This window comes from Terriglobia bacterium (assembly GCA_020072845.1).
GTDB lineage: Bacteria > Acidobacteriota > Terriglobia > Terriglobales > Acidobacteriaceae > JAIQGF01.
In genome coordinates, this window is the sequence record JAIQGF010000019.1 from 40,594 (window position 1) to 65,567 (window position 24,974).

The following is a 24,974-nucleotide window of genomic DNA, read 5'->3' on the forward strand; positions in this document are numbered from 1 at the left end:
GAGCCTTTTTTCTTGCCGGGTAAACCCTGGCGATGAATCGGTTCTGATTTGAGGCGTAGCGGCTCCGTGCGGCGCCTCACCTTTCTGCGCCTTTTCTGATGGTTGCGAGTCTAATGGAGCGTTGGCCCTGCCATACAACCTGGCTGTTCTTGTGCGCATTGCTTTCCCGCGCGCTTTGCCATGTCGAGTTACGGGGCCTGTCAAAATTGAAGGAGGTGTGCAATGAGTCTCAAGCTTGGTGATGTCGCTCCCGATTTCGAAGCCCAAACCACCGAAGGCCGCATTCACTTTCATGATTGGATCGGCAATTCCTGGGCGGTGCTGTTTTCCCACCCCAAGGACTTTACCCCCGTCTGCACCACCGAACTCGGCGCCATGGCCAAACTGAAGCCCGAGTTCGACAAGCGCAACACCAAAATCATCGGCCTCAGCGTCGATCCCGTCGACAACCACAAGAAATGGTCGATCGACATCAAGGAAACCCAGGGCCACGCGCCGAACTATCCCATGATCGGCGATACCGACCTGTTGATTTCCAAGCTCTACGGCATGCTGCCTGCCACCGTCGAGGGCTCGTGCGAGGGCAGGACGGCTGCCGACAATATGACGGTGCGCAATGTTTTCGTGGTCGGTCCCGACAAGAAGATCAAGCTGATCCTCGTCTATCCCATGACCACCGGGCGCAACTTCGACGAAGTGTTGCGCGTGATCGACTCACTGCAACTGACGGCCAGGCACAAAGTGGCGACTCCGGCCAATTGGCAGCAGGGCGATGACGTGATCATTGCCGGCTCCGTTTCCAACGACGATGCCAAGAAGATATTCGGCACGTGGAAGGAGCCGCGGCCGTACATCCGCATCGTTCCGCAACCGAAAGAAGCGGCTGAGAAGAAGTCGGCTTAATGGTTCGAGTCTTGCGTCGTCAGTCGTCGGTCTTCAGAGTCTGTGTGAGAACTCACTTTCGGAAGCGCAGTGGTCCAAGCGCACCCACGATCCAGCCGCGGAGCGGCGGAACTCGTTAGCCCAGCGCGGCAGCGCTGGGGAAAGTGGAACAGAATTATCTAGCGCCAGCGGCGCGGTACAGTTCTCACACAGACTCTTCAGGCCTGGCGACTGACGACTGGAGACTGGCGGCGATCTATGACTACGACCCCACGCCGGTTTCAGTACGTGCAGGTGGACGTCTTCACCTCGCATCCGCTCGAGGGCAACGCGCTCGCCGTGTTCACCGACGCGCGCGGGCTCAGCGACGCGGAGATGCAGGCGCTGGCGCGGGAAACCAATTTTTCCGAGACCACGTTCGTTCTCCCGCGGGACGCGGCCACCGAACGTGAGCGCGGGCGCCGCGTCCGCATCTTCACCACCCGGGAGGAGCTTCCGTTCGCCGGACATCCCACCCTGGGTACCGCAACCGTGCTGCGCGGCGCGGATGGCGCCGGCCTGGTCGAACTGGACCTCAACGTCGGCAAAATTCCCGTCCGCTTCACCACCGGCGCTGATGGCCTGGTCTTCGGCGAAATGCAGCAGCGCGATCCCGAGTTCGGCCCCCGCCACGCTCGCGAGGACGTTGCCCGGGCCGCCGGCCTGAAGCTGGACGACATCGCCGACGACCTCCCCATCCAGACCGTTTCCACTGGCTTGACCTTCACCATCGTGCCGGTGCGCACGCTCGCGGCTATGCGCGCGCTGCGCCCCGACTTGAAGGTCGCTGCCGAGTACCTGGAACGCAGCGCCGGCAAATTTTTTTATTTCGTGAGCCGCGAAACCGTGGACAAGTCCGCCCGCCTGCACGCGCGCATGATCTTCTATAACGGCGAGGACCCCGCCACCGGGTCCGCGGCGGGCTGCACTGCGGCGTGGATGGTCGCGCACGGCGTCGCCCAGCCGGAGGAGAGCGCCGCCATCGAGCAGGGAATCGAAATCATGCGGCCGAGTCGCCTCGTCGTCCGCGCCGGACGCGAAGGTGACCGGATTGTCACTGTGCGTGTCGGTGGAAATTCTGTGGAGGTCATGCGCGGCGAACTGTTTCTCTGACGCGCATGCGCCCGCGATGCCTTCCAGCGCGGCGCTTCGCAACCTGCCAAAATAAAATTCTTTGCAATAGGCCAGATGCCTATTATCTTTCGCGCCACTTTACAATGCGTTCGTCTGCCCGTAGGATGCGCACTGTTTTTATTCGCCCTATTGATACAAAAATTTCTGGAAGTTCCGCGCCTCGGCGCCGGCGCAAGTTGCCGCCCTGGGTGTGGCTCCCATAGGCACTGCGGAAGGGCCATGAAGCCGAAACGGACGATTCTCTGCATTGACGACAATGAACAATCCCTCTCCATCCGCAAGGTCATGCTGGAAACCCGCGGTTATCGCGTTGTCGCCTGCCACAACAGCCTTGACGCGTTGGAGCAATTCAAGCAGGGCGGCATCGACCTGGTCCTGTCGGACCTGATCATGCCCGGGCTCGACGGCCACCGCTTGATCGAGGAGATCAAGAAGCTTTCGCCGCACACCCCGGCCATCTTGTTTTCCGGCAAGGTCAAAATCTACGAGCGCAACCTGCAGGCCGATGTCTTTCTTCCCAAGGGCATGTACGCGCCGGTCGAGCTTTTGGAACGCATTCGCTTGCTGCTGGTTCGCAAGCGCGGCCCCAAACGCATCCTGCCCTTTAGCATGACCACCGGCGGCCGGCCCGGAGCGGCAGCCTCCTAGGCTTTCGGTCTTTCAGTCTGTCAGTCTTTCAGTCACTCGGATTTATGATTCCAGACTGAAGGACCGACCGACTGACCGATCGACCGACAGACCTCGCTGCACACTTGCCGTGCCTCCTCTCTCGTCGCTACCATCTACCTGCGTCTATGCGCCGCGTCTCGCTGGAAAATCCCGCGTTTTACATCAACCCCCAGGTCTCCTGGCTGGCCTTCAACCGCCGTGTCCTGGAGGAGGCCGAGGATGAGCGCAACCCGCTGCTGGAGCGGGTGAAATTCCTCGCCATCACCGCCAACAATCTCGACGAATTTTTTGAGGTCCGCATTGCCGGCCTGGTGCAGCGCATTGAAGATGGTTACACCGAGGCCGGTGCCGACGGCCTGGAGCCCAGCGAGGAACGCGACCGGCTCGCGCGCGAGGCCCACGAATTCGTGGACGCCCAGTACCGCTGCTGGAACCAGCAGTTGCTGCCCGCGCTGTCCGAGCACGGCGTCCGCGTGCTCTCCCTGCACGATCTCAACCCCGAGCAGGAATCGTTTATCGCCGAATATAACGAGCGCGAGCTCGACCCGCTGCTCACGCCCGTGACGGTGGACCCGGCGCATCCTTTTCCGCGCGTCATCAACAAGGCGCTGTGCGTCGCCTTCCTGCTCAAGCGCCGGCGCCGCGCCGCCACCACCTTCATGGGCGTGATCACTGTCCCGCGCTCGCTGCCGCGCCTGGTTCGCCTGCCGTCGGAAAAGGGCAGCGACAACTACATTTTTCTGGCCGATCTTGTCGCCTATCACGCCGCCAGCGTGTATCGCGGCTACGACATCCTGAGTTCGGCTGCCTTTCGCGTCACCCGCAACAGCAATCTTTATTTGCAGGAAGAAGAATCGCGCAGCCTGCTGGAGTCGGTGCGCACTGAGTTGCACAACCGCCGCCGCGGGGACGCCGTGCGCCTGGAAATCGAGGCCGGCGCCGACCCCGAGATCATCGAGCGCCTGCGCACCACCTTCGAGTTGGAAAACTGGCAGGTCTTCCAGACTGATGGGCCCGTCAACCTGTCGCGCCTGTTCACGCTCCACCAGCAATCCGACCGCCCCGACCTCAAGTTCCGCCCCTTCGTTCCGCGCCAACTCCACCTCACCGCCAAGTCGCGCGACCTCTTCGAGGAACTGCGCCGCCACGACCTGCTCCTGCACCACCCCTTCGACTCCTACGACACGGTCGTGGGATTCATCGAGGCCGCCGCCGCCGATCCGCGCGTGCTCTCCATCAAGCAGACCCTCTATCGCACCAGCGAGGATTCACCCATCATGCGCGCGCTGGTGGAAGCCGCGGCCCGGAAGGAAGTCACCGTCGTGGTGGAACTCAAGGCGCGCTTCGATGAAGCTTCCAACATCACCTGGGCGCGGCACCTGGAAGATGCCGGCGTGCAGGTGTTCCACGGCCTGGTCGGGCTCAAGACGCACTGCAAGCTCGCCTTGCTGGTCCGCCGCGACCCCGATGGCGCCACGCGCAGCTACGCCCACCTCGGCACCGGCAATTACAACCACGTCACTTCGCGGCTTTACACCGACCTGAGCCTGCTCACCGCCGATGCGCGCATGACCTCCTCGGTGCACGCGGTGTTCAATTTCCTCACCGCCTACGCCGAGCAGAGCGACTACGATCCCCTGCTGGTGTCGCCGCTCGACATCGCGCAGAAGACCATCAACTTCATCGACCGCGAGGCCGATCACGCCCGCCACAAGCGCCCCGCGCGGATTGTTGCCAAGATGAACGCGCTCACCGACAACCAGGTCATCCAGGCGCTCTATCGCGCCTCGCAGGCCGGCGTGCCCATTGACCTGATCGTGCGCGGCATGTGCTCGCTGGTTCCCGGAGTGCGCGGCGTCAGCGACCGCATTCGCGTGCGCAGCATCGTCGGGCGGTTCCTCGAACATTCGCGCATTTTTTATTTCCTCAACGGCGGTGAAGAGGGTGTCTGGATCGGCAGCGCCGACTGGATGCCGCGGAATCTGTACGATCGCGTTGAAGTCCTGTTCCCCGTCGCGGACGCGCTGCTTTGCCAGCGCCTCAAGCAGGAAGTTCTCGCCGCCTACCTCGCCGATACCGTGAAGGCACGGTTCTTGCAGCCCGATCGATCGTATGTTCGCGCCGGCCAGTTGCCCCAGGCGGCGCGCAGCGCGCTGCAACTGCCGAAACTCGAATTCTCCGCCCAGGATTTCCTCACGGGGTTGGCGGAAGGGCGGCAGACGGTGGACAATATTCCCACACGAACTGCCAGGCGGCGCGCGCCTCAAGCCCGCAAAGTGCGATAATCCTCATCGCTGAAACTAACTGAAACTGAAACTGATTCATGCTCGTCTACTTTTTTCGCCACGCCAGCGCCGGTGTCGCCAAGAACGATCCCATCAAGGATGAAAAGCGTCCCCTGGACCGCGACGGCGTCGAGCAATGCGGCTACGTCGGCCGTACGCTCGCCGTCCTGGAAACGCACGTCGATGTCATCGTCTCCAGCCCGCTGAAGCGCGCCACCCAGACGGCCGCGCTGGTCGCCAACGAACTCGCCTACGAAGGCAAGATTTCGCTCGATCCCGCGCTGCGTCCCGGCGCCACCTTTCCTCAATTCCGCGACCTGTTGACCAAATACGGCAACCAGGAAGCGATCATGGTGGTCGGGCATAACCCGAACCTCAGCGAATTTCTCGGACGCTTGATTGGCGGGGGAAGCCGCACCGGCATTGATCTGAAGAAGGCGGGCGTGGCGCGCGTCGAGGTCAACCACCATCGCGGCGTGCTCCACTGGTGTCTCACGCCCAAGCTGGTGCGGACCTTGACCGAAGCTTCGCCGCCGCCGTCAAAGTCCGCGAGAAAGTAGAAGCGGTTTACTGGTTTCTGGTTTCAAAAATCGGTTCTTGGGAAGGGCACGGCGGAACCTGTCCTGAGCGAAGTCGAAGGAGCCGTGCCGAACAAGTTCTTTATTCTTGTCATTCCGAACGGGCGGAACTTGTCCCGAGCGCAGCGAGGGAGCCCGCGAGGAATCTGCTGTTTGACTTTTCCTGAAAACTGAAACTGAAACTCTTACACGATCTCCATTTGCAGGTCCCGCCCAAACACCGCGCGAAAATACGCGCGCTCTTTCTTCAGCGCCCATAGCTCCAGGTCGGCGCCGGTGGCGCGACGGGCGGAGATCCGCAGCACAACCTGGCTGTCCCGCGCCCGCGACCGGATGGAGGTGACGGCGCGACGCCGACCCTGGTTGAGCGCCCGCGCCACCCGCAGCAACGCCACCGCCTTGGGCACATGGTCGCGGTCCTCGGGTTCCAGCGTTTTCACCAGCTTGTCCCCCGACGATGGCAGCGCGCTGCCCAGGTAGCGCGTGATCGCCGCGATCACCCGGCGCTGCGCCGGGGTGTAGCCCAGGATTTCCGAATTGGCGATCAGGTAATACGCATGGCGATGCCAGCCGGTGCGGTTCACATACGCGCCCATCTCATGCAGGATCGCCGCCGCCGACACCCATTCCTCATAATCCGCCGGCAAGCGGTGCACGCTCTTGAGTCCTGCGAACAACTGCAGCACCAGGCCGCGCACATGCTGGGCCTGCTCCATGTCCACGCGGTAGCGTTTCGCCATGGCGACCAGTGCGTCCCATCGTTCCGATTCCAACTGCTGCGTGCCCTTGGCGGTGCGCGAGTAGTCGGCGGCCATCTGGGCCAGCAGCCCGTCGCGCAGTCCGAGCTCGGAATAACGGAACCCGCCCAGGTCGCAGCGCTGCATCAGGTCGGCGAACACCGCCGCCCCCGCCAGGATGATTTCTCCCCGCCGCGTGCCGATGCCGGGAATCCTGATGCGCTGTGCGTAGCTCATCCGGGCGAGCTTGGCGGCCAGCCGGACCAGGGCGCGCGTCGGCACCATGTTTTCTTTTCCGGGATTCTTCAACAGCGACTGCGCGCTGGTCGCCAGGGCCGCGGCCGTGCCCGAGGTCGCGATCACCGCCTGCGGCCGCGCCGCCACGATCTTGCGCGCCGCCCGTTGCACCTCCTCGGCGATGTAGCTGTGCAGCCGTTGCAGCTCGTAATCCTGCGGCGGATCGTGGTGCAGGAATTCCTGCGTCAGCCGCACCGCTCCCACCGGCAGGCTCACCGTCTCGCGGATATGCCGGCGGGCCGACACCGTCAGTTCGCAACTGCCGCCGCCCAGGTCGATCAGCAGCAGCGGCGATGCCGTCACCCGCAGGTTGGTGATGATGCCCAGGTGGATGAGCCGCGCCTCTTCCGTTCCGGAGATCACTTCCACCCGCCAGCCGGTGCGCATGTGCACCCAGTCAATAAACGCCTGCGCGTTGCGCGCATCGCGCAGTGCGCTGGTCGCGACCACCCGCACTTGCACGTCCCCGTGCTGCTGCACCGATTTGTGAAAGCGCCGCAGTACCTTGACCGTCTGCGCCATCGCCGGCGGCGCCAGCATTCCCGCCTGGAACACCGATTCGCCCAGGCGCACCACCTCGCGGTCTTCGTGCACCGTCCGCAGGCGCTGGCGTACCAGGCGCGCGACCTTCAGTCGTACCGAGTTGGCTCCGATATCAACTGCGGCAAAGGTGGGCATGAGTAAGTTTCAGTTTCAGTTTCTAGCACAGGGTTCAAAAGTCGTTCTTGGGAAGGGCACGGCGGAACCTGTCCCGAGCGAAGCCGAGGGAGCCGTGCCGCCGAACCCGCAAGAATACTGGGATTTAGCCCCTGAGGGATTAACCTCCAACGCCCTGGCCGACTTCTGAAACCAGTTCTAGGAATAATTCCGCTTTCAGCTTCGACCAATGAATCCGTTGTCAGTTTCGAGCAGCAATTCCGCCGAAAATCCAGCCGCGGAGCGGCGGCATTCGTTAGCCCAGCGCGGTAGCGCTGGGGGAAGTGGAACATAATTATCGAGCGCCAGCGGCGCGGCACAGTTCTCACACAGACTCTTCAGTGCCGGGTAGTCATCTTTCCAGTATGCCGAAGTCCCGCTAGGGACGATTGAAAAACTGCAACCAGAGCTGAAAGCCAAGAGCTAAGAGCTAAGAGCTGCTTCACGCGACTTCCGCCTGCCTTACACCCGCCGCCACTGCCGACTTGCTCGGAATCGCCGGCGGCAGTGGCATTTCCGTCTGGCGATCCCGCACTGCTGTCTGGCGTGACCGGCGGGCCATGGAACGTTGCGGCGCCAGGACGCGCTGCATCCGTTGCCTCGCCAGCATCGCCCGGTACTCTGCCAGCAGCGCGCGGCGCGCTTCCTGGCAGACGCCGCGTGCCTGCACGAACTTGGCATTGGTCACATTGCGCAAGGCAGCGACCAGGCCGCTTTCCAGCGCGCGCGAAAACAGCGACTCCGCCGTTTGGGTGAGCGTCTGCCAATCGTGCCAGTCCCCGGCCGCATCCTGCATGCGCTTCAACTGGCCCACGATGCGCTTTGCCTCGGGAACGTTTCCCGCCATCTCGGCGACGTAGCGTATCCGCTTGCAGCGCGTGCGGTAGGCGTGCAAATTTTCCGGCGTCAGCGTTCTCACCTGGCGCGCCAGCGAGGCGAACCTGCGCAGCGACGCCGCGACCTCGTCGTATTTGCCCATTCCTGTCGGGGCCGCCGGCACCCCCGGCTTTGCGCTGCTGATGCCCGCCGACCAGCGGTGAAGCGCCTTGCGCACCTTCTGCACGTCTTTGTCGGCGAGCGCCTTGGCCAGCCCCTGCTCGCGTTGGCTGCGCTGCTCGTTCAGCGCCTGCATCAGCCGTGCCTTGCGCTCCAACTCGCGCCCGATCTTCAGCTTGCGCAGGGCTGCAATCTGGACGTCAATGTCGCGCACGCCGCCGGCCTTCCGCCGTAATCGCTTGAGGCGCTTGCGCAGCCTGCGCTGCTTGCGGTCAGCACCACTGCCCCGCGTCTCCAGCAGTGCCTCCAGCCGGCGCGCGGTGGTGCGGATCAGGTGCACGCGTTCCGGCGCCAACGGTTCATCCGCCTTGGCCAGCGAGCGGTCCAGCTTTCGTATGAGTGCGAGCGATCTTGCGTTATCCACTGCCACGATCTTTCCTGACTTTGCTCTTGCAACACTTCCTTGCCCACATGAATGCGAATCGACACGGCTAAACACGGATGGGGAATTCATCCGTGGCGATTCCGCGGTTAACTCAATCTCTTCTCGATCGCATCCGCGATCGTCTTCACCACTTTCACGCGCGCGAAGTACTTGTTTTCCGCCTCCACCACCGTCCACGGTGCGTACGATGTGCTGGTGTGCAGCAGCATGTCTTCCACCGCTTCCAGGTAGCGGTCCCACTTGGCGCGGTTGCGCCAATCCTCTTCCGTCAGCTTGTACGACCGGAACGGGTCCACCTCGCGGCTCTTGAAGCGGCGCAATTGTTCTTGCTTGGAGATGTGCAGCCAGAACTTGCAGATCACCATGCCGTACCCCGCCTGGTGCGCCTCGAATTCATTGATCTCGCGGAAGGCGCGCCGCCATTCGTCCTCGTTGCAGAAGCCTTCCACCCGCTCCACCAGCACCCGCCCGTAATGGCTGCGGTCCCATATCCCGATGTGCCCGGCGCGCGGCAGGTGGTTCCAGAAGCGCCAGAGATAATGGTGCGTCTTCTCCTCGCCGCGCGGCGCCGCGAAGGCCGATACCGTGAACCCGCGCGGATCCAGCGTTTCCGTCACCCGCTTGATCGCTCCGCCCTTGCCCGCCGCGTCCCAGCCCTCGAATAGGCACAGCACCGGCGCCTGCTGCTTGAAAAGATTGAACTCCAGTTCGCGCATCCGCACCTGCGCTTTTCCAATCTGCACGCGGTACTGCGGCGCCGACATTTTCTTGTTGGCGTTCAGCTTCTCAAGCATGGGCCGCCTCCGCCTTCCGCCGCGCCGCCGGTTGCGTTCGCTTCGCGCCGGCGTCCTCCATGGCGGCCTCATCCTTGTCCTTGATCCCGGCGCGCAGCGCCTGCATGAGCGGTTGCGCCACCGCCGAGCGCGACACGGCGCCCGGCGACGCCTTGCGTTTCGCCAGCGCTTCTTCGATCTTCTCCACCAGGGTCCGGAACACCTTGACGCGCGCCCAGCGCATGTCGGTAGCCTCCACCAGAGTCCACGGCGCGTGCGGAGAGTCGGTCTTCGCCAGCATCTCTTCCACCGCGGCCGTCCACTTGTTGTACTGCCGGTGATGCCGCTTGTATTCCTTGGTGATCTTCCATCGCAGCGCGGGGTCGCACAGGCAGGCGCGGAACCTCTTTTTCTGTTCCGCCTTGGAGATGTGCATCCAGAACTTCAGCAGGACCTGTCCATCATCGGCCAGCCAACGCTCGAACTGGTTGATCTCTTCGTACGCCTGCTTCCAGTCTTTCTTGTTGCAGAGCTTGTCGCAGCGCTCCACCAGGACCCGCCCGTACCAGGAGTGATCGAACACCACCATCTCGCCGTCATTGGGCAGCGCCGTCTGATACCGCCACAGAAAATGGTAACGCTTCTCCAGCGACGTGGGCGGCGTTCCGGGATGCACCCGAAACAGCCGCGGGTCCAGCTTCTCGGTGAGCTTCTTGACGATCATTCCTTTGCCCGCCGTGTCCCAGCCCTCTAGGCAGATGATCACCGGGACCTCCGCCTCTTTCGCCGCATACTGCAAGCCGCGCAGCCTCTCCTGCAACGCGCCCATGGTCTTGGTGTAGGCGGGCTTCGACAGCGTTTTCTTGAGATCGACAGTTTCCAGCATGACGCCTCCTGGCGGGGCGCAGAGCACAAGGGGCCGATGTATGGGGGTGGTGAGAATACTATCCGAAACTCCGCGCTTTTTCACTGCTCAGAAACCCGTCGCGCGTTATCGGACGTTCCATAACGAAACCTTCTATTTGTGTCATTCCGAGCGGGCGGAACTTGTCCCGAGCGCAGCGAGGGAGCCCACGAGGAATCTGCTTTTGCTCGCCACTCGGGACTCCGTGCCGCCCACGTAACTCTTTCTCCTTCCCGCGCATCTTATGAGCGTGACTCGATTCCTTCGCATCAGCGCTATGTTGTTGCTGGCCAACGTCTTAGTCGGTGGCGTCGAGCCCAGCGCCAAGCTTGACCGGGTCCCTGTCCTGGTCGAACTGTTCACCTCGGAGGGCTGTTCCAGTTGCCCACCCGCCGACGCTCTGCTGATGGATCTTGATCTGCGCCAACCCGTCGCCGGCGCCGAGGTCGTCGCTCTCGGCGAACACGTTGATTACTGGAATGAGCTGGGATGGAAAGACCGCTTCTCCTCCTCTGACTACACCCAGCGCCAGGGCCGCTACGCTGCGCGCTTCCACCTCGGCTCGGTTTATACCCCGCAGATGGTCATCAACGGCCGCACCGAATTTGTCGGCAACGACACCGCACGCGCCGAGAAGGCCATCGCCGGCGCCGCCCAACGCCGTGACACCCAACCCAGCATCGCGATCGCTGCTGCCGGAAACGTGGTCGATGTAAACATCACCGACGCAGGCCCGCACCCGCTCGATGTCCTGCTCGCGATCACGGAATCGGATTTGAGCACCCAGGTCGGCCGCGGCGAGAATCACGGCCGCCTGCTCCGCCACACCGCCGTGGTGCGCGACCTCCGCAAAATCGGTGAGACTTCCTCCGGCCAATTCGCGGCCCACCCGCAGCTCAAGCTCAAACCGGACTGGCGCCACGACAAACTTCGCGCCGTCATCTTCCTTCAGGACCCTGCCACGCTGGAGATCACCGGCGCCGCGCAAGCGGCTTGGAAATAGCCGCCTGATGTAGCACAGGCGCCCTCGCGTTCGTGCAGAAAACCGACGACCGCCAACCGATAACCGATGACCTCTTAAGCCGCTTGACGATTCAACCCAACTCGCCTTTAATGCCAATCTGTGTCCGGCGTTCCGCCCCACATCGTCGCTAAACCGCCTTTGTCCGGGGCTGAGAAGGAACGCCTTTTCGTCGCCGCGCGCGAAGTCCTTACCCGCGCCTATGCGCCTTATTCCAAGTTCCATGTCGGCGCCGCCGTGCTCGCCGCATCCGGTGCTGTCTATGCCGGCTGTAATGTCGAGAATGCTTCCTACGGCCTCACCATCTGTGCCGAGCGCTCCGCCATCTCCGCCGGCGTGGCTGCCGAAGGCGCGTCCTTCAAGATTCGCGCCGTCGCCGTGTTCAACGGTAACGACGCCCCCTGCTCCCCCTGCGGCGCCTGTCGCCAGGTGATCTTCGAGTTCGGTCCGGATGCGGATGTGATCTTCCAGGGCCGCCCGGGTTTGGAGCACTCCACCGCCCGCGCCTTGCTCCCGGCGGGTTTCACGCTGTGAGCGCTGGCGCATACCGCCCCGGAGCTGCGGGACGAGCGCGCAGCGTGCGCGTGGTTGACGTCATTCGCCGCAAGCGCGACGGCGGTGAACTCACCCGCGACGAAATCAACTATCTCGTCGCCGCCTATACCGCCGGCGCCATTCCCGACTATCAAATCTCCGCCTGGCTGATGGCTGTCGTTCTGAAGGGCATGACCGACGCCGAATTGGCCGCGCTCACCGAGGCCATGCTCCACTCCGGCCAGGTGCTCGACCTCTCCGACATTCCCGGGCGCAAGGTGGACAAGCACTCCACCGGCGGAGTCGGCGACAAGACCTCGCTGGTGCTGGCGCCCATCGTCGCCGCGGCGGGCGTGGCCGTCCCCATGATTAGCGGCCGCGGCCTCGGCCACACCGGCGGCACTCTCGACAAGCTTGAGTCCATCCCCGGTTTCAACGTCAACCTCTCGCTCGACGAGTTCCGCCGCGTCCTGCGCGAGTGCGGCTGCGGTCTGATCGGCCAGACCGCCGAAATTGCTCCCGCCGACAAAAAGCTCTACGCCCTGCGCGACGTCACCGGCACCGTCGAGAGTCCGTACCTGATCTGCGCCTCCATCATGAGCAAGAAACTCGCCGAAGGTCTCGATGCCCTGGTTCTCGACGTCAAGACCGGCTCCGGCGCATTCATGAAGAAGGAACAGGATGCCGTCTATCTCGCCGAATTGATGGTCGAAACCGGGCGCCGCATGGGCAAGCGCATGATGGCGCTCATCACCGATATGAACCAGCCACTCGGCCGCGCGGTTGGGAATGCGAACGAAGTTGCAGAATGTATTGACGTGCTGAAAGGCAACGGCCCGGACGATTTGCGTGAACTTTCACTCGTGCTCGCCGGCTCTATGTTTTACCTTGGCCAGCGCGCCGCTTCTTTGAGCGAAGGCAAGAGCCTGGCAGAGGAGATGATCCGCAACGGGGCCGCGCTGGAGAAATTTCGGCGCATTGTCCAGCTCCAGGGTGGCGATGCCACGGTGGTGGACGACCCCGGGCGCCTGCCCCGCGCGCGCCACTCGGTCGAGATCACGAGTCCTTCGGCCGGTTACGTCAGTTCCATCATGTGCGAGCAGGTCGGGACCGCCTGCGTGGTGCTCGGCGGCGGCCGCGAAAAGAAAGAAGACACGGTGGATCCCGCCGTCGGTATCATCGTCCGCAAGAAGTTGGGGGACGCGGTGGCGCAAGGCGAGCCCCTGTGCACCGTACATTACAATTCCGACGCGCGCCTGGATGAGGCCCGCCGCCTGCTGCTGTCGGCCTACACCATGGCGCCGCAGCCGCCGCCGTCCAAGCCGCCGCTGGTTCACCGCGTCATTGGCGAGTAGCGATTTGATGAAGTGGAGGGCATTGCTTTAGCCGTGTGTATAGCTGGCACAAGCAGGTGGGGAAGGGCACGGCTTTAGCCGTGCCGACACGCTGCCCTTAATGATTATCATTCCGAGCGGCTTTAGCCGCGTGGAATCTGGTTTTCGCTGAAACTGAAACTGAAACTGAAACTTATGTATCGCTTCGTCGGCATTCTCGGCTTGTTCTCCATGCTCGGCCTCGCCTTTGCGTTTTCCACGGCGCGCCGTGCCATCCGCCTCAAGACTCTGGCCTGGGGCATCGGACTGCAATTTGCCTTCGCTTTTCTGGTGCTGCGCTTTGACGTCGGACGCCTCGCCCTCGCCAAGGCCGGCGCCGGCGTCACCCGCCTGCTCGATTTCTCCTTCGCCGGATCGCAATTCATCTTCGGCGATCTCGGCAAGAAGTTGTCGCCCCAGGGCTTCATCTTCGCCTTCCAGGTGTTGCCGACCATCATCTTCATCTCGGCGTTTTTCGCCGTGCTCTACCACTTCGGCATCATGCAGTTCGTCATCAAGCAGTTCGCCAAGGTGATGAAGCTGATGGGCGCCAGCGGCGCCGAATCCCTCGACGTTGCCGCCAGCATTTTCATGGGGCAGACCGAAGCTCCACTCAGCATCCGCCCGTTCCTGCCCTCGCTCACCCGCTCCGAACTGATGACCGTCATGACGGCCGGCATGGCCCACGTTTCCGGCGGCATCATGGGCGCCTACATTCTCTACGGCATCGAGGCCAAGCACCTGCTCAGCGCCGTCATCATGACCGCCCCCGGCACCATCCTCATGGCCAAGATGCTGGTGCCCGAAACCGAAGTCCCGCTCACCGCTGACCGCAAAGCTTCCGGCGCCGACGCCGCCTCCACCGAAGCCGCCGCCGTCCCCGTGAAACTTGAAGACGTCAATCACAAGGATGAAAACGTTCTCGGCGCCATCGCCCGCGGCACCATTGACGGCTTGCACCTGGCGCTCAACGTCGCCGCCATGCTCATCTCTTTTCTTGCGCTCATCGCCCTGGTCAACGGCATCTTCGGCGGCATTCACAACCACTGGGCGAGCTGGTTTCCCTCCAGCCTGGAGAAAATTTTCGGCGTCATTTTCGCGCCCATCGCCTTTGTCATCGGCATTCCCTGGCGCGACTGCCTCGCCGTCGGCAATCTCCTCGGCACGCGCATGGTGATCAACGAACTGGTCGCCTTTGCCAACCTCGGCCAGATGAAGGCCGCGCTCGATCCGCGTTCGTTTACCATCGCCACCTTTGCGCTCTGCGGATTTGCCAATTTCAGCTCGATTGGTATACAGATTGGCGGAATCAGCGCGCTGGCGCCCAACCGGCGATCGGACCTGGCCAGGCTCGGCTTCCGCGCCATGCTGGCCGGCACCATGGCCAACCTGATGTCCGCCTCGATTGTCGGGATTCTGATGAAATGAGATATCGTCGATGGTCGATAGTCGATGGCCTATTGGGAATCCTTCTTAGCCATCGACCGTCGGCCGTCGACCGTCGACCTTTATGAAACATGCCCCCGAACCTGCCCCCCCGCCCGCCGACGACTTCACGCGCGCCGGCGAAGCCGCTGACTTTCTCCGTGCACGCACCAAGCTGCATCCCAAAGTCGCCCTTGTCCTCGGCTCCGGACTCGGCTCCTTCGCCGATCAACTCGCCGCCGCCGTTTCCATCCCCTACGCCGACATCCCGCACTTTCCCAGGCCCTCGGCCGAAGGTCACGCCGGCAAGCTGGTGATCGGCAACCTGGCATCCGTGCCCGTTGCCTGCATGCAAGGCCGGGTTCATTTGTACGAAGGGCACAGCGTGCGCGACGTCGTCTTCCCGGTGCGCGCGCTTGCCCGCTTCGGCATCAAAGGCTTGATCCTCACCAACGCCGCCGGCGGTATCAACCAGACCTACACCCAGGGCTGCCTGGTTGTACTCAAGGACCACATCAACTTGCAGGGCGTCAATCCGCTCATCGGCGCCAACGACGAGCGTTTCGGCCCGCGTTTCCTCGACATGACCCAGGCCTACTTCCGCCCCTATCGCCAGATCACGCTCGAGCAAGGCAAACGCCTCGGCATCGACATCTTCGAAGGCGTGTACGCCGCCCTATACGGCCCGATGTACGAAACCCCGGCCGAAATTCGCTATCTGCGCACCATCGGCGCCGACGTCGTGGGCATGTCCACCGTGGCCGAAGTCATCGCCGCGCGCCACCTCGGAATGCGCGTGCTCGCCATCTCCTGTGTGACCAACATGGCCGCCGGCATGCTCGACCAGCCCATCAACCACAAGGAAGTGCTCGAAACCGGGGAACGCGTCAAAGGGAAGTTCATGCAGTTGCTGGAAGCCATCATGCCGCAGGTGGAGGATCTCGCAGGATCCTAGCTTTCTCGATCTTTTCTTTCTTGGTCAATTTTTGTTGTGTTGTCATTCCGAGCGCAGCGAGGAATCCAGGTTTTCCTGAAACTGAAACTGAAACTGAAACTCTGAGTTTGTCATCCCGAGCGCAGCGAAGGATCTGTTCTTACTCGGTACCGAGGTACTTAGGTACTATTCTGATGAGCACTCACATCATCGCTGTCGCCGGCCCTTCCTGTGCCGGTAAAACCGAACTGGCGAAGCGCCTCGCGCGCTCCCTCTCCGCCACCATCCTGTCCATGGACGCCTACTACCGCGACCTCGCCTTCCTGCCGCTGGAATCGCGCAGCAAGTTCAACTTCGACCTCCCCGACTCCCTCGATCACACCCTGCTGCGCGAACACCTCACCGCCCTGGCCGCCGGCTTGCCTATCCAGCGCCCCGTCTATGACTTCACCATTCACACTCGTTCCTCGGTCTGGGAAACCGTCACTCCCGGCCCCTTCCTGATTCTGGAGGGCCTCTTCGCGCTCTATTGGGACGACCTGCGTCCCCTTCTGACCACCAAGGTCTACGTGGACGCACCCGATGAGGTCTGCCTGGCGCGCCGCCAGGTCCGCGACGTTCTCGAGCGCGGGCGCACCGCCGAATCCGTCCACAAACAGTACATCGAAATCGTCCGCCCCATGGCCGAGCTTTACATCCATCCCACCCGCCGTTTTGCCGATGTCGTGGTCTCCGGGCAAGTGCCGCTCGAGCAGTCAACCGTCGAGGTGATGGCGCGAATCACCGCCGCCCCGCCCGCGGCGACGCCCGCTTCCGGCGCCAACCCGACTTAACGCTGCTTTTGGCGCCTCTTAGCCGCTGAGGGCCATAGCTCCCCAGGTCCGCAGAATGACTTTTGAAACCAGCCCTACAAACTTTTGTATTTTTCCCGCCCGCCAATTTCAAAAACAGGAGGTGCTGACTATCTTTTTCCCACCGTGCCTTCATTCCGCAAGCCCTAACGCGCGCCTGGATTTGGCTGGCAGCGTGCATGAGCATTGGCTTCCGAACCACCTGAAGACGGCGGCGCGCCTTGCCTGCCGCTGAGGAGCAACAGGCTATCGATACGGAGTGCCAGATCCGTTTGAGTATTCCTGCGCCGTCTGCCTCGGCCGTGGTGCAACTGCAGAGTTTTTCTTCAAATATTCATCCCGGCAGTGTTCACAAGCAGAGACTCTCGTGTTATGTTTTGCCGCCCAGTCCAGCCGAAGGGAAGCATTCCGGCTACTGGATTCATTGGATGGCATCCGGGGATCGTCCCGCAAGTTGCTCACAGCTTTGTAAGAAACCGTTTCTCGCTGGAAAACACTGTTTCTCGCTATAACACAATGTTGCTTCAGGGGGTTAGTCGATGTCCAAGTTTAGCGTAACAAAATTCGTCGTTTGCCTGCTCATCCTGGCGATGGGGTTGTTGGCAACCCAAGCGTCGGCTCAATCGCAAGCCAGCGCCGGCCAGATCGCCGGGGTCGTCAAGGATTCCGCCGGCGCAGTCGTTGTCGGCGCCACCGTCACCGCCGCCAATCCGCAAACCGGATTCAGCCAAACCGTGACCTCCGGTGATAACGGTTACTACCGCATCGTGCTCCTGCCGCCCGGCAACTATAAGGTCACGGTAAGCCAGCAGGGCTTTGCCGAGGCTGTTGCGCGGGTGAGTGTCGGCGTTGGGCGCACCACCGATCTCAATGCTGTTCTTACGGTCGGCGGCCGCAAGGAAGAAGTGACCGTCAGCGCCGAGATGATTGAAGCCCAGCGCCATGAAATGGCCGCCTTCGTCGGTGCCGATATCGTCACCAACATTCCTCTCAACGGTCGTCGCTTCCACGACATCGTTAACACCACGCCGACCGCGCAAACCGATCCCTCGCGAGGCGGCATCAGTATGACCGGCCAGCGCATGGTCAATACCGGCAGCATCAATGTGGACGGCGCCGACTACGGCCAGCTCTTCTTCGGCGGCATTCGTGGCGGCGAGCGCGCCGGCTTCGCACCCACCATTCCCCTGGATTCCATCCAGGAGTTCCAGATCATCCGCGCCGGCTACACCGCCGAGTTCGGCCACTCCACCGGCGGCACCATCACTGCCATCACCAAGTCCGGCACCAATGCCATCCACGGCAACGCCGGCTTCGTCTGGCGTCCTGACGCCGCGGGCATGGGCAACGAGTTCTACGACACCATCAAAGCGTCGCTTGTCGCCAAGGGCTGCACCACCTGCGTCGTCAACCCCAATCCCACCCTCTACCAGTGGGGCGGTTCCGTGGGCGGTCCGGTTAAGAAGGACAAGCTGTTTTTCTTCGGCAGCTATGAGCAGCAGCGCCAGCGCATTCCTCACCAGGTCTTCTTCGACAACCTCAACGCCTTGCTCGGCGTCAACCCTATTAGCAGCCTGCCGGTACAGCAGCAGGAAGCCGCTGATGCTTTCAACGGCGGCACTTTCAACGGGTATGCCTACCCCAGCTTGCAACAGCCCTATCAGCAGACCAATGACGCCTATCTGTTTCTGATTAAGGGCGACTATCAATTCAGCAGCAAGCACCGCTTGAGCGTTCGCTACAACCACAGCAACTATCAGGGCATAGACGCCAGCTCGGTCGGTTCCGGGATCGCCCCGACCATCACCAACGCCGTCTCCAACAACGGCATTGAGATTGATAAGACCCGCACCGTGGTCGGCAACCTCAACAGCTTCTTCGGCCATTTCGCCAACGAGCTTCGCGGCCAGTACGCGAAAGAGATTCGCCCGCGCAACGCCAACGTGCTATCGCCCACCGTGGCCCCCAGCACCATCGGCACCTACGGTACCGTCAGCTTCTTGGGTCAGAACAGCGAGAACGACTACCGTCTCCAGTTTGCCGACAGCGTCACCTGGTTGAAGGGCGCCCACACTGTCAAATTCGGCGGCGAGTACAGCCACATCTTCGCCACCCAGACCTTCGGCTTTAATCAGGAGGGTCAGTTCAACTGGCTAAACAACAGTGCCGGCAATATCCCGGCGATCCTGGCCTCCATGTCAACCTGCGGCAACGCCGCTTGCACCGTCGCTGGAAATCGGTTTGACAACACCAACGTCACCTATTCGCACCAGCTCGGCAATCTGGCGGCAACCATGACGGGCGAGCAAGTGGCCTGGTTCATCCAGGACTCCTGGCGCATACGCTCCAACTTTACCCTTAACTACGGCCTGCGTTGGGACGGCGCCATTAACCCGCAGCCCGCAGCCAACAACGCCATGCTTCCCCTGGTGCAGGGATTCGTCTTCCCCAATGGAAAATCGTATAACCCCGCTAGCATTCCGAACCAGTTGGCCCAGTTCGCCCCCCGCTTGGGCTTCGCCTGGGATCCCAAGGGTGACGGCAAGACCGTGATTCGCGGATTTGGCGGCATCTACTTTGCCGCCACCCCGCTGTTGCTCTACGCCGGCTCGGTAAACAATTTCCGCGAGCCCCCCGGGGATCTCTCCATCCAGTTGCCCATCACCGTTCCGGCCGCCTTTGCCGCCCTCATCCCGGGCTGCCCGGCGCCCTGCAACACGGTTTACGACCAGCTCAGGATCGCCGGCATCAACCTCAACAGCTTCACCTTGGACAAGCTGCCCAACCCGACCATCGCCCAGATGAAAACCATCGCCGGCAACATCCTCACGGCGCAAGGCCTTGCGTTCAATCCGTACAACGGCGCGGCGCCCATCTTCACCGGCAACAACTACTCCAATCCCCGCTCCTACCAGGCGGGATTCGGCCTCGAGCATGAGGTCGCTAGGGGCTGGACGCTGTCGCTGGAGGCAAACCTGATCAAGACGGTTCACCTGCAGCGCGATACCGACCTGAACGTGCCGATATCGCCCTGCCAGGATGCCGCCGGACGCCCGCTGTACCGCCTCACCGGCGCCGCCCCTGCGGGCAACAACTGCGCCGCCAACCTGCAGACCAGCTCGCAGCTTCTGGCGCGTCCCGTCCCCGGCCTCGGCAGCGTCATTATCCGCGACCCGAGCGCCAAGTCCCTCTATCGCGCCATGACCCTTCGCAGCACCGTCAACCGCAAGTGGGGACTGATCAACGCCTACTACACCCTGTCGGAGAACCTCGACAACGATTACCAGGAGCGGAGTGCCAGCGGCGTGCAGTATTACGACCGCTACAACTTCAAACCTGACTACAGCTTCTCCGATCTCAACCGTCGCCACCAGTTCGTGGCCGAGCCCGTGTTCTTCCTGCCCTTCCAGATCGAGTTGTCCAGCGCCCTGCGCCTCCTCTCCGGTGCCCCCATCGGCGCCACCGTCGGCTCGGACGTGAACCAGGACAAGACCAACAACGACCGTCCCTACTGGGCTCTCGGCGTTCCCGCCAAGCGCAACTCCTTCACCAACCGCGCCTTGACCTTCGTCGACATGCGTGTGCAGAAAAACATCAAGCTCACCGAGTCGAAGTCGATCAAGCTCTCGGCCGAGATGTTCAACATTTTCAACTTCAAGAACTTGGCCTATTCGGGTACCACGGTGACGAACTTCTGTTCCAGCAGCGTCAACACCTGCGGTATCCCCGGCGGCGCTTGGACCAACAACCCGAATTTCCTGCACCTGCGCGACTCGGTCACCAACGCGTTGATCACTTCCAACAACGCCGGCACCCCGTTCGAGGCGCAGTTCTCGTTCAAGTTCATCTTCTAATCTGCGGTTTCTCAGCAAAGGGCGGCGGATTCATCCGCCGCCTTTCTTTTTGCCCCAAGCCTGCGTGTCCTAAAGCCCAAAACCCAAGGCCCAAAGCCTGAAATCTAAAGCCTAGAACCTGAAGCCCAAGACCTAAAACCTAAGACCTAAAACCTGTTATTCTTCTCCGTCCTCCTCATGATCAAACTGCTCATCTCCCGAAAACTGCGGGCTTATGTTGTCCTCGTTCTCCTGCTGCTCGCCCACAGCGCCTTCGCTGCCGATGCCCGCCATCTGAAGCCCACCGTCATCCTGATTTCCATCGACGGCTTCCGCTACGACTATTTCGGCAAGGCCCCAACCCCCAATCTCGGCTCCCTCATCGCCCGCGGCGTGCGTGCCCGCTACATGGTCCCGTCGTTTCCCACCAAGACTTTTCCCAATCACTACACTATCGTGACCGGGCTCTACCCGGCCCATCACGGCATCGTTGCCAACAACATGTGGGACGACGACTTCCGCGCCACCTTCAAGATGTCCGACCGCCAGCAGGTGCGTGACCCCCGCTGGTGGGGCGGCGAGCCCATCTGGGTGACGGCGCAGAAGGCCGGGCAAAAGACTGCTCCCATGTACTGGCCGGGCAGCGAAGCCGCCATCGAAGGCCTCATGCCTACCTACGGGGAGGCCTTTGACGAGAAGACCACCTTTGAATACCGTGTCAATAAGGTGCTCGCGTGGCTCGATCTGCCTGCGCCCGAGCGGCCCACGTTTCTCACTCTCTACTTCGAAAACGTGGACCAGGCTGGCCACGATTTCGGCCCGGACTCACCCCAACTTTTCGCCGCCATGGAGCGCGTTGACCAGGCAATCGGACTCCTGCTTCAAGGTCTGAGTGCTCGTGGCATTGAAGACAAGGTCAATATCATCGTCGTGTCCGATCACGGCATGGCTGCCTGCTCTCGCGAGCGCCTAATCATGCTCGACGACTACGTCAACCCCTCTAGCGTCATCGTGGTTGACACCACGCCCGTGCTGGCCGTCAAGGCGAAGGACGGCAACCATGCGGCGCTGCTCGCGAAACTCAAACTTGTGCCCCACCTCACCGTCTACACCCCGGACACCGTGCCCCAGCGGCTGCACTTCAGCGGCAATCCGCGGATCACCCCGGTGATCGCGGTCGCCGATGTCGGTTGGACGATCACTTCGCACGACTACCTTGCCAAACACCCCGACAAGAAGTACGGCGGCGATCACGGTTATGACAATGCCGCCCCGGAAATGCGCGCCATTTTTGTCGCCGCCGGTCCCGCCTTCAAGCCGCACCGTACCTTGCCTGGTTTCCCCAATGTGGACGTTTACCCCCTGCTGGCATATCTGCTCAACGTCGCCCCCGCCCGCAACGATGGCGACATAAGGGTTTTCAAGCCTGTTTTGCGCCCAAGAACGACAAGCGGTCGCCGCGTCCCTATGATGGATCAGGTCAATCCGCCAAACACCGCCGCGGTGCTAATTAGCAATCACCAATAAAATCGGCCCGGCTATCTTCCGCCGGGCCTGTGCTAATTGCTAATCGCTGCCTTTAGAACGAGAAAAGCCTCCTCAGAAGGTGAAGCGGATGCCCACTTGCATGCGGCGCGCCAAGGTGCCGTCGGGCGGTATGGCATCGCCGGAGGGGATATACAGCAAGCTTGGCGACGCCGTGATCACGCCCTTGGCCTCCTGGTAAGCCCGGCTGCTGTTGTAGCCGGTGGCCACCCACGAGTTGGTAAGGTTGAACACGTCGAAGCTCAGAGCCACCTTGTAGCGTTCGGTAATCGGAATTATTTTGCTGAGCCGTGCATCCGCCCGGTAGAACGCTGGCAGCATGTAGCTATTCACCGGCAGCCACGGTACGCGGTAGCTTAACCCCGACCCGTTCACCGTGGAATTGGAATACATGCCGGTAACGGGGGTGTCAGTCACGTAGATCTGTGGGCTGCCGTATGGGTGACCACTCGCCAGCGTAGTGATGTTCGAGAGTTCCCAGTTATTCACCACGTACTTGAAGAACCCACCGTCGCGGTGCGTGAACGTGGGCGACGCGACCCAGGCGAACACGAAGCGATGACGCTGATCGAGGGCGCCAGTACCCCTATCACCCAGGTAGTTTCCGTTGTTGAGCCAGTACGTCGGTGAACTCAACCACAGGGTGTTGTTGCTTTGGGCGTAGGTTTGGCCATCGTCAATTTCGTGCGACCAGGTATACGAGGCCGCCGCCTGGAACCCGTGCGAGAAGCGTTTGTTTAACTGCACGGAGAGGCCGTTGTAGTAACTGTTCACGGCATTCTCCGCATAAGCGATGGTGTTGTAACGCGTATCCGGACGCTTTCCGGTGTACACGGGAGTGGTGTAACTGCCCACAGCATTCCCGCTGGCGTCGGCGATCTGGTAGGTGAAATTCGTCAAGGTTGTTGGCAGATTCAAGTCCCGAATCCCGTAGAGCTGCACGCCGCGGCTCCAGAGATAGGAGACGTTCAAAACCGTGTCTTTCGTGAGCTGGCGCTGGATGCCGAAATTGCCCTGCTCCGAATAGGGCGTTTTCAGATTCGGCGCCACCATCTGGATGCTGGGCACTGACGCCCCGGTGCCGCCGGCAGGAAGCGACGGCAGGGTGTTCGGGAAGACCGGGCCGGCGGTCTTTTGCGCTGCCTGGGTGGCATTCAGCGAGATGCTGGGCTGGTAGATGCCGTTGCCGGTGGTGTACAGGTCGTCGAGAGTGCCGCCTTGGAACCGCGCGTGGTAGATGCCGAAACCGGCTTGCAGAACCGTCTTGTCGTTCAGCGCGTAGGAAATGCCAATCCGCGGCGCCAGGTTCAGGTTCGACGAAGGAACGTGGCAGGTGAGCGGGTAATCCTGGTTACAGACCTTCGGCTGCGAAATCTGGGCATATTCGTAGCGCGCCCCGTAGTTGAGCGTCAGCTTCCGGGTCATACGCCACTGGTCTTGCAGGTAAAACCCCAAGTCGTTGATCGTGTAAGTGATCGCCGGATTCCCAAAGGTCTGGTTAAAGTACTGCCAGTGCTTCGCGCCCGTCGTGTTGTCGGAATAATCGAGGGCGAAGGCGTTCACCGTCTGGTAGGTGTAGCTGCCGTTATAGTTGCTGGCGTAGTAGACGTAGTCCCGGGTGCTGGCAATATCGGCCCCCCACTTGATGGTGTGCGTGCCCTTCACCCAGGTGGCGTTATCGGCCCACTGAAAGCGCCGTTCGTTGGGTTCGACACGGGGCACATAGTTGATCGTGCCAATGCCGGTGCTGTTGACAGTCAGATTCAGCATCCCGAGGCCGGGGCCCGTGAGGGCAGGGTTTAGATCATCGGCCTGCCGGTCGGTGGCCAGGCCAAAGCGGAACTCATTCGAAAAGGTGGAGGTGGGCACCGTGGTCCACTGAATTCTTCCATTTTTTACCGTTACCGCGTCGTTGGCGTTGCTGGTGATGGCGGTGCCGGTGGTCAACACGGTGGCGCTCTGGATCCCGTTCGGCGACAGCTCGTGCAGGAAGTTGAAGCTGGCGCTCAGGGTATTGCGCTCGGAAACACGATAGTCGAGTTTGGCCAAATAAAGCTCCTGATCCAGCCGGCGCGGGATCACGGCGTAGAAGCGTGGCAGGAGCCCATTGATGGCGGCGCATTGCGCCGGCGTGGCGGCCGGGTTGCCCCCACTGGCCACCCCGCACGAATTCCACGACTGGGTGGCGCCATTGACTGCGGTAGTGTTCATGCTGCTGATGATCGGGTAGGCGCGCCGCGAAATTTCGGTGCTCAAAAAGTAAAACAGCTTGTCCTTGATGATCGGCCCCCCAATATTCGCCCCCATCTGGTTCCGCTTTTCCGACGGGGTAATCGTGGAGAGTGCGTCCAGCGCATTGAATCCCGTGCTGCGGTAGAACCAGAACGCCGAGCCATGCACGTCGTTGGTGCCGCTCTTCGTGACCGTATTAATGATGCCGCCCATGGCGCGGCCGTATTCAGCGGTAGGGTTGGAGGTCAACACCTGAAACTGATCGACGGCATCCTGTGAGATTTGCGACGCAATGCGCGTGCGCCCCGCATTCTCGCCGTAAAACTGCTCGGTCGTGTCCACGCCGTCCACCAGGAACGAGTTTTGGCCGGCGACGCCCCGGAAGCTCAGCAAGCCGTAGTTGCCATCATTGCTCACGCCCGGCGTGAGCAATGCGAATGAGTCCACACGCCGCCCGTTGATCTGAGCCTTACCCGCGGGCCGGAGTTTCGTCAAGGCAATGCCGGTGTCGCCTTTGACAGACCGCGGCGCGGGTGGATGTTCGTCCGGAAACCAATCAGGCGGATTCGCATTGCCGGCAATTTTGGCAGCATCGTATTCCCTCGCGCTGCCATTGGCTCGAACGATCCCATCCGGCCGCGCAGCGGACGGCTGGATTTTGTCGGGTACGTTGAAGGCCCAGTCGGGAAGGCCGGCGGGCACGCTGAGAGTCTGAGCGACGAGTGCCTGCGCAAAGACGCAACCTGATGCATCTCCGAATGGAAATAATCCAATACCTTGGTGCCGGTCAT

At 61.8% G+C, this 24,974-nt stretch carries 18 protein-coding genes; 13 read left to right on the forward strand and 5 right to left on the reverse strand.

All coding sequences use genetic code 11. The features are described from left to right. The first annotated feature begins 222 nt into the window (after nucleotides 1-222). The 5 genes from LAN70_17440 to sixA all read left to right on the forward strand — a co-directional run bounded on the left by LAN70_17440 (nucleotide 223) and on the right by sixA (nucleotide 5,569). Nucleotides 223-903: a peroxiredoxin gene (locus tag LAN70_17440; protein MBZ5512933.1), complete on the forward strand. Its 681-nt coding sequence runs from the start codon at nucleotides 223-225 to the stop codon at nucleotides 901-903. 237 nt (nucleotides 904-1,140) lie between these two features. Then, nucleotides 1,141-2,034 (forward strand): PhzF family phenazine biosynthesis protein, encoded by an 894-nt coding sequence (locus tag LAN70_17445; protein ID MBZ5512934.1) that lies wholly within the window; start codon nucleotides 1,141-1,143, stop codon nucleotides 2,032-2,034. A gap of 240 nt (nucleotides 2,035-2,274) precedes the next feature. Beyond that, a complete protein-coding gene (locus LAN70_17450) occupies nucleotides 2,275-2,703 on the forward strand; it encodes a response regulator (protein MBZ5512935.1) in 429 nt (142 codons plus the stop codon). A gap of 146 nt (nucleotides 2,704-2,849) precedes the next feature. Further along, on the forward strand, nucleotides 2,850-5,009 hold the full coding sequence (gene ppk1, locus LAN70_17455; GenBank protein MBZ5512936.1) for a polyphosphate kinase 1: 2,160 nt from the start codon (nucleotides 2,850-2,852) through the stop codon (nucleotides 5,007-5,009). 38 nt (nucleotides 5,010-5,047) lie between these two features. Then, on the forward strand, nucleotides 5,048-5,569 hold the full coding sequence (gene sixA, locus LAN70_17460) for a phosphohistidine phosphatase SixA (protein MBZ5512937.1): 522 nt from the start codon (nucleotides 5,048-5,050) through the stop codon (nucleotides 5,567-5,569). 203 nt (nucleotides 5,570-5,772) lie between these two features. On the opposite strand, the gene LAN70_17465 is transcribed toward sixA, so the two are convergent. From LAN70_17465 to LAN70_17480, 4 genes are all read right to left on the reverse strand, one after another. Continuing rightward, on the reverse strand, nucleotides 5,773-7,299 hold the full coding sequence (locus tag LAN70_17465) for a Ppx/GppA family phosphatase (protein ID MBZ5512938.1): 1,527 nt from the start codon (nucleotides 7,297-7,299) through the stop codon (nucleotides 5,773-5,775). Nucleotides 7,300-7,759: 460 nt separating this feature from the next. Further along, a complete protein-coding gene (locus tag LAN70_17470) occupies nucleotides 7,760-8,737 on the reverse strand; it encodes a CHAD domain-containing protein (protein MBZ5512939.1) in 978 nt (325 codons plus the stop codon). 107 nt (nucleotides 8,738-8,844) lie between these two features. Next, nucleotides 8,845-9,624, reverse strand: coding sequence for a hypothetical protein (locus LAN70_17475; protein ID MBZ5512940.1), 780 nt, complete (start codon nucleotides 9,622-9,624; stop codon nucleotides 8,845-8,847). Continuing rightward, on the reverse strand, nucleotides 9,545-10,417 hold the full coding sequence (locus tag LAN70_17480; GenBank protein MBZ5512941.1) for a hypothetical protein: 873 nt from the start codon (nucleotides 10,415-10,417) through the stop codon (nucleotides 9,545-9,547). The genes LAN70_17475 and LAN70_17480 overlap by 80 nt, the downstream gene beginning before the upstream one ends. Nucleotides 10,418-10,679: 262 nt before the next feature. On the opposite strand from LAN70_17480, the gene LAN70_17485 reads away from it, so the two are divergent. The 8 genes from LAN70_17485 to LAN70_17520 all read left to right on the forward strand — a co-directional run bounded on the left by LAN70_17485 (nucleotide 10,680) and on the right by LAN70_17520 (nucleotide 21,933). Next, nucleotides 10,680-11,438, forward strand: coding sequence for a DUF1223 domain-containing protein (locus tag LAN70_17485; GenBank protein MBZ5512942.1), 759 nt, complete (start codon nucleotides 10,680-10,682; stop codon nucleotides 11,436-11,438). Between the two features lie 159 nt (nucleotides 11,439-11,597). After that, the gene (gene cdd, locus LAN70_17490) at nucleotides 11,598-11,990 is read left to right on the forward strand and encodes a cytidine deaminase (protein ID MBZ5512943.1); all 393 of its coding nucleotides are present in this window, start codon (nucleotides 11,598-11,600) and stop codon (nucleotides 11,988-11,990) included. 44 nt (nucleotides 11,991-12,034) lie between these two features. Continuing rightward, nucleotides 12,035-13,345 (forward strand): thymidine phosphorylase, encoded by a 1,311-nt coding sequence (locus LAN70_17495; GenBank protein MBZ5512944.1) that lies wholly within the window; start codon nucleotides 12,035-12,037, stop codon nucleotides 13,343-13,345. Between the two features lie 174 nt (nucleotides 13,346-13,519). After that, entirely contained in the window at nucleotides 13,520-14,791 is a 1,272-nt protein-coding gene (locus LAN70_17500) for a NupC/NupG family nucleoside CNT transporter (protein ID MBZ5512945.1), read from the forward strand. Nucleotides 14,792-14,873: 82 nt separating this feature from the next. After that, nucleotides 14,874-15,743, forward strand: coding sequence for a purine-nucleoside phosphorylase (locus LAN70_17505; protein MBZ5512946.1), 870 nt, complete (start codon nucleotides 14,874-14,876; stop codon nucleotides 15,741-15,743). Nucleotides 15,744-15,916: 173 nt separating this feature from the next. Beyond that, nucleotides 15,917-16,555, forward strand: coding sequence for a uridine kinase (gene udk / locus LAN70_17510; GenBank protein MBZ5512947.1), 639 nt, complete (start codon nucleotides 15,917-15,919; stop codon nucleotides 16,553-16,555). 557 nt (nucleotides 16,556-17,112) lie between these two features. Next, nucleotides 17,113-20,427, forward strand: coding sequence for a carboxypeptidase regulatory-like domain-containing protein (locus tag LAN70_17515; GenBank protein MBZ5512948.1), 3,315 nt, complete (start codon nucleotides 17,113-17,115; stop codon nucleotides 20,425-20,427). Nucleotides 20,428-20,604: 177 nt separating this feature from the next. Further along, complete coding sequence (locus tag LAN70_17520) at nucleotides 20,605-21,933, forward strand: ectonucleotide pyrophosphatase/phosphodiesterase (protein MBZ5512949.1); 1,329 nt, start codon at nucleotides 20,605-20,607, stop codon at nucleotides 21,931-21,933. 72 nt (nucleotides 21,934-22,005) lie between these two features. Here the strand turns inward: LAN70_17520 and LAN70_17525 are convergent. Then, nucleotides 22,006-24,974, reverse strand: a 2,969-nt coding sequence (locus LAN70_17525) for a TonB-dependent receptor (protein ID MBZ5512950.1), incomplete at its 5' end; no start/stop codon positions are given.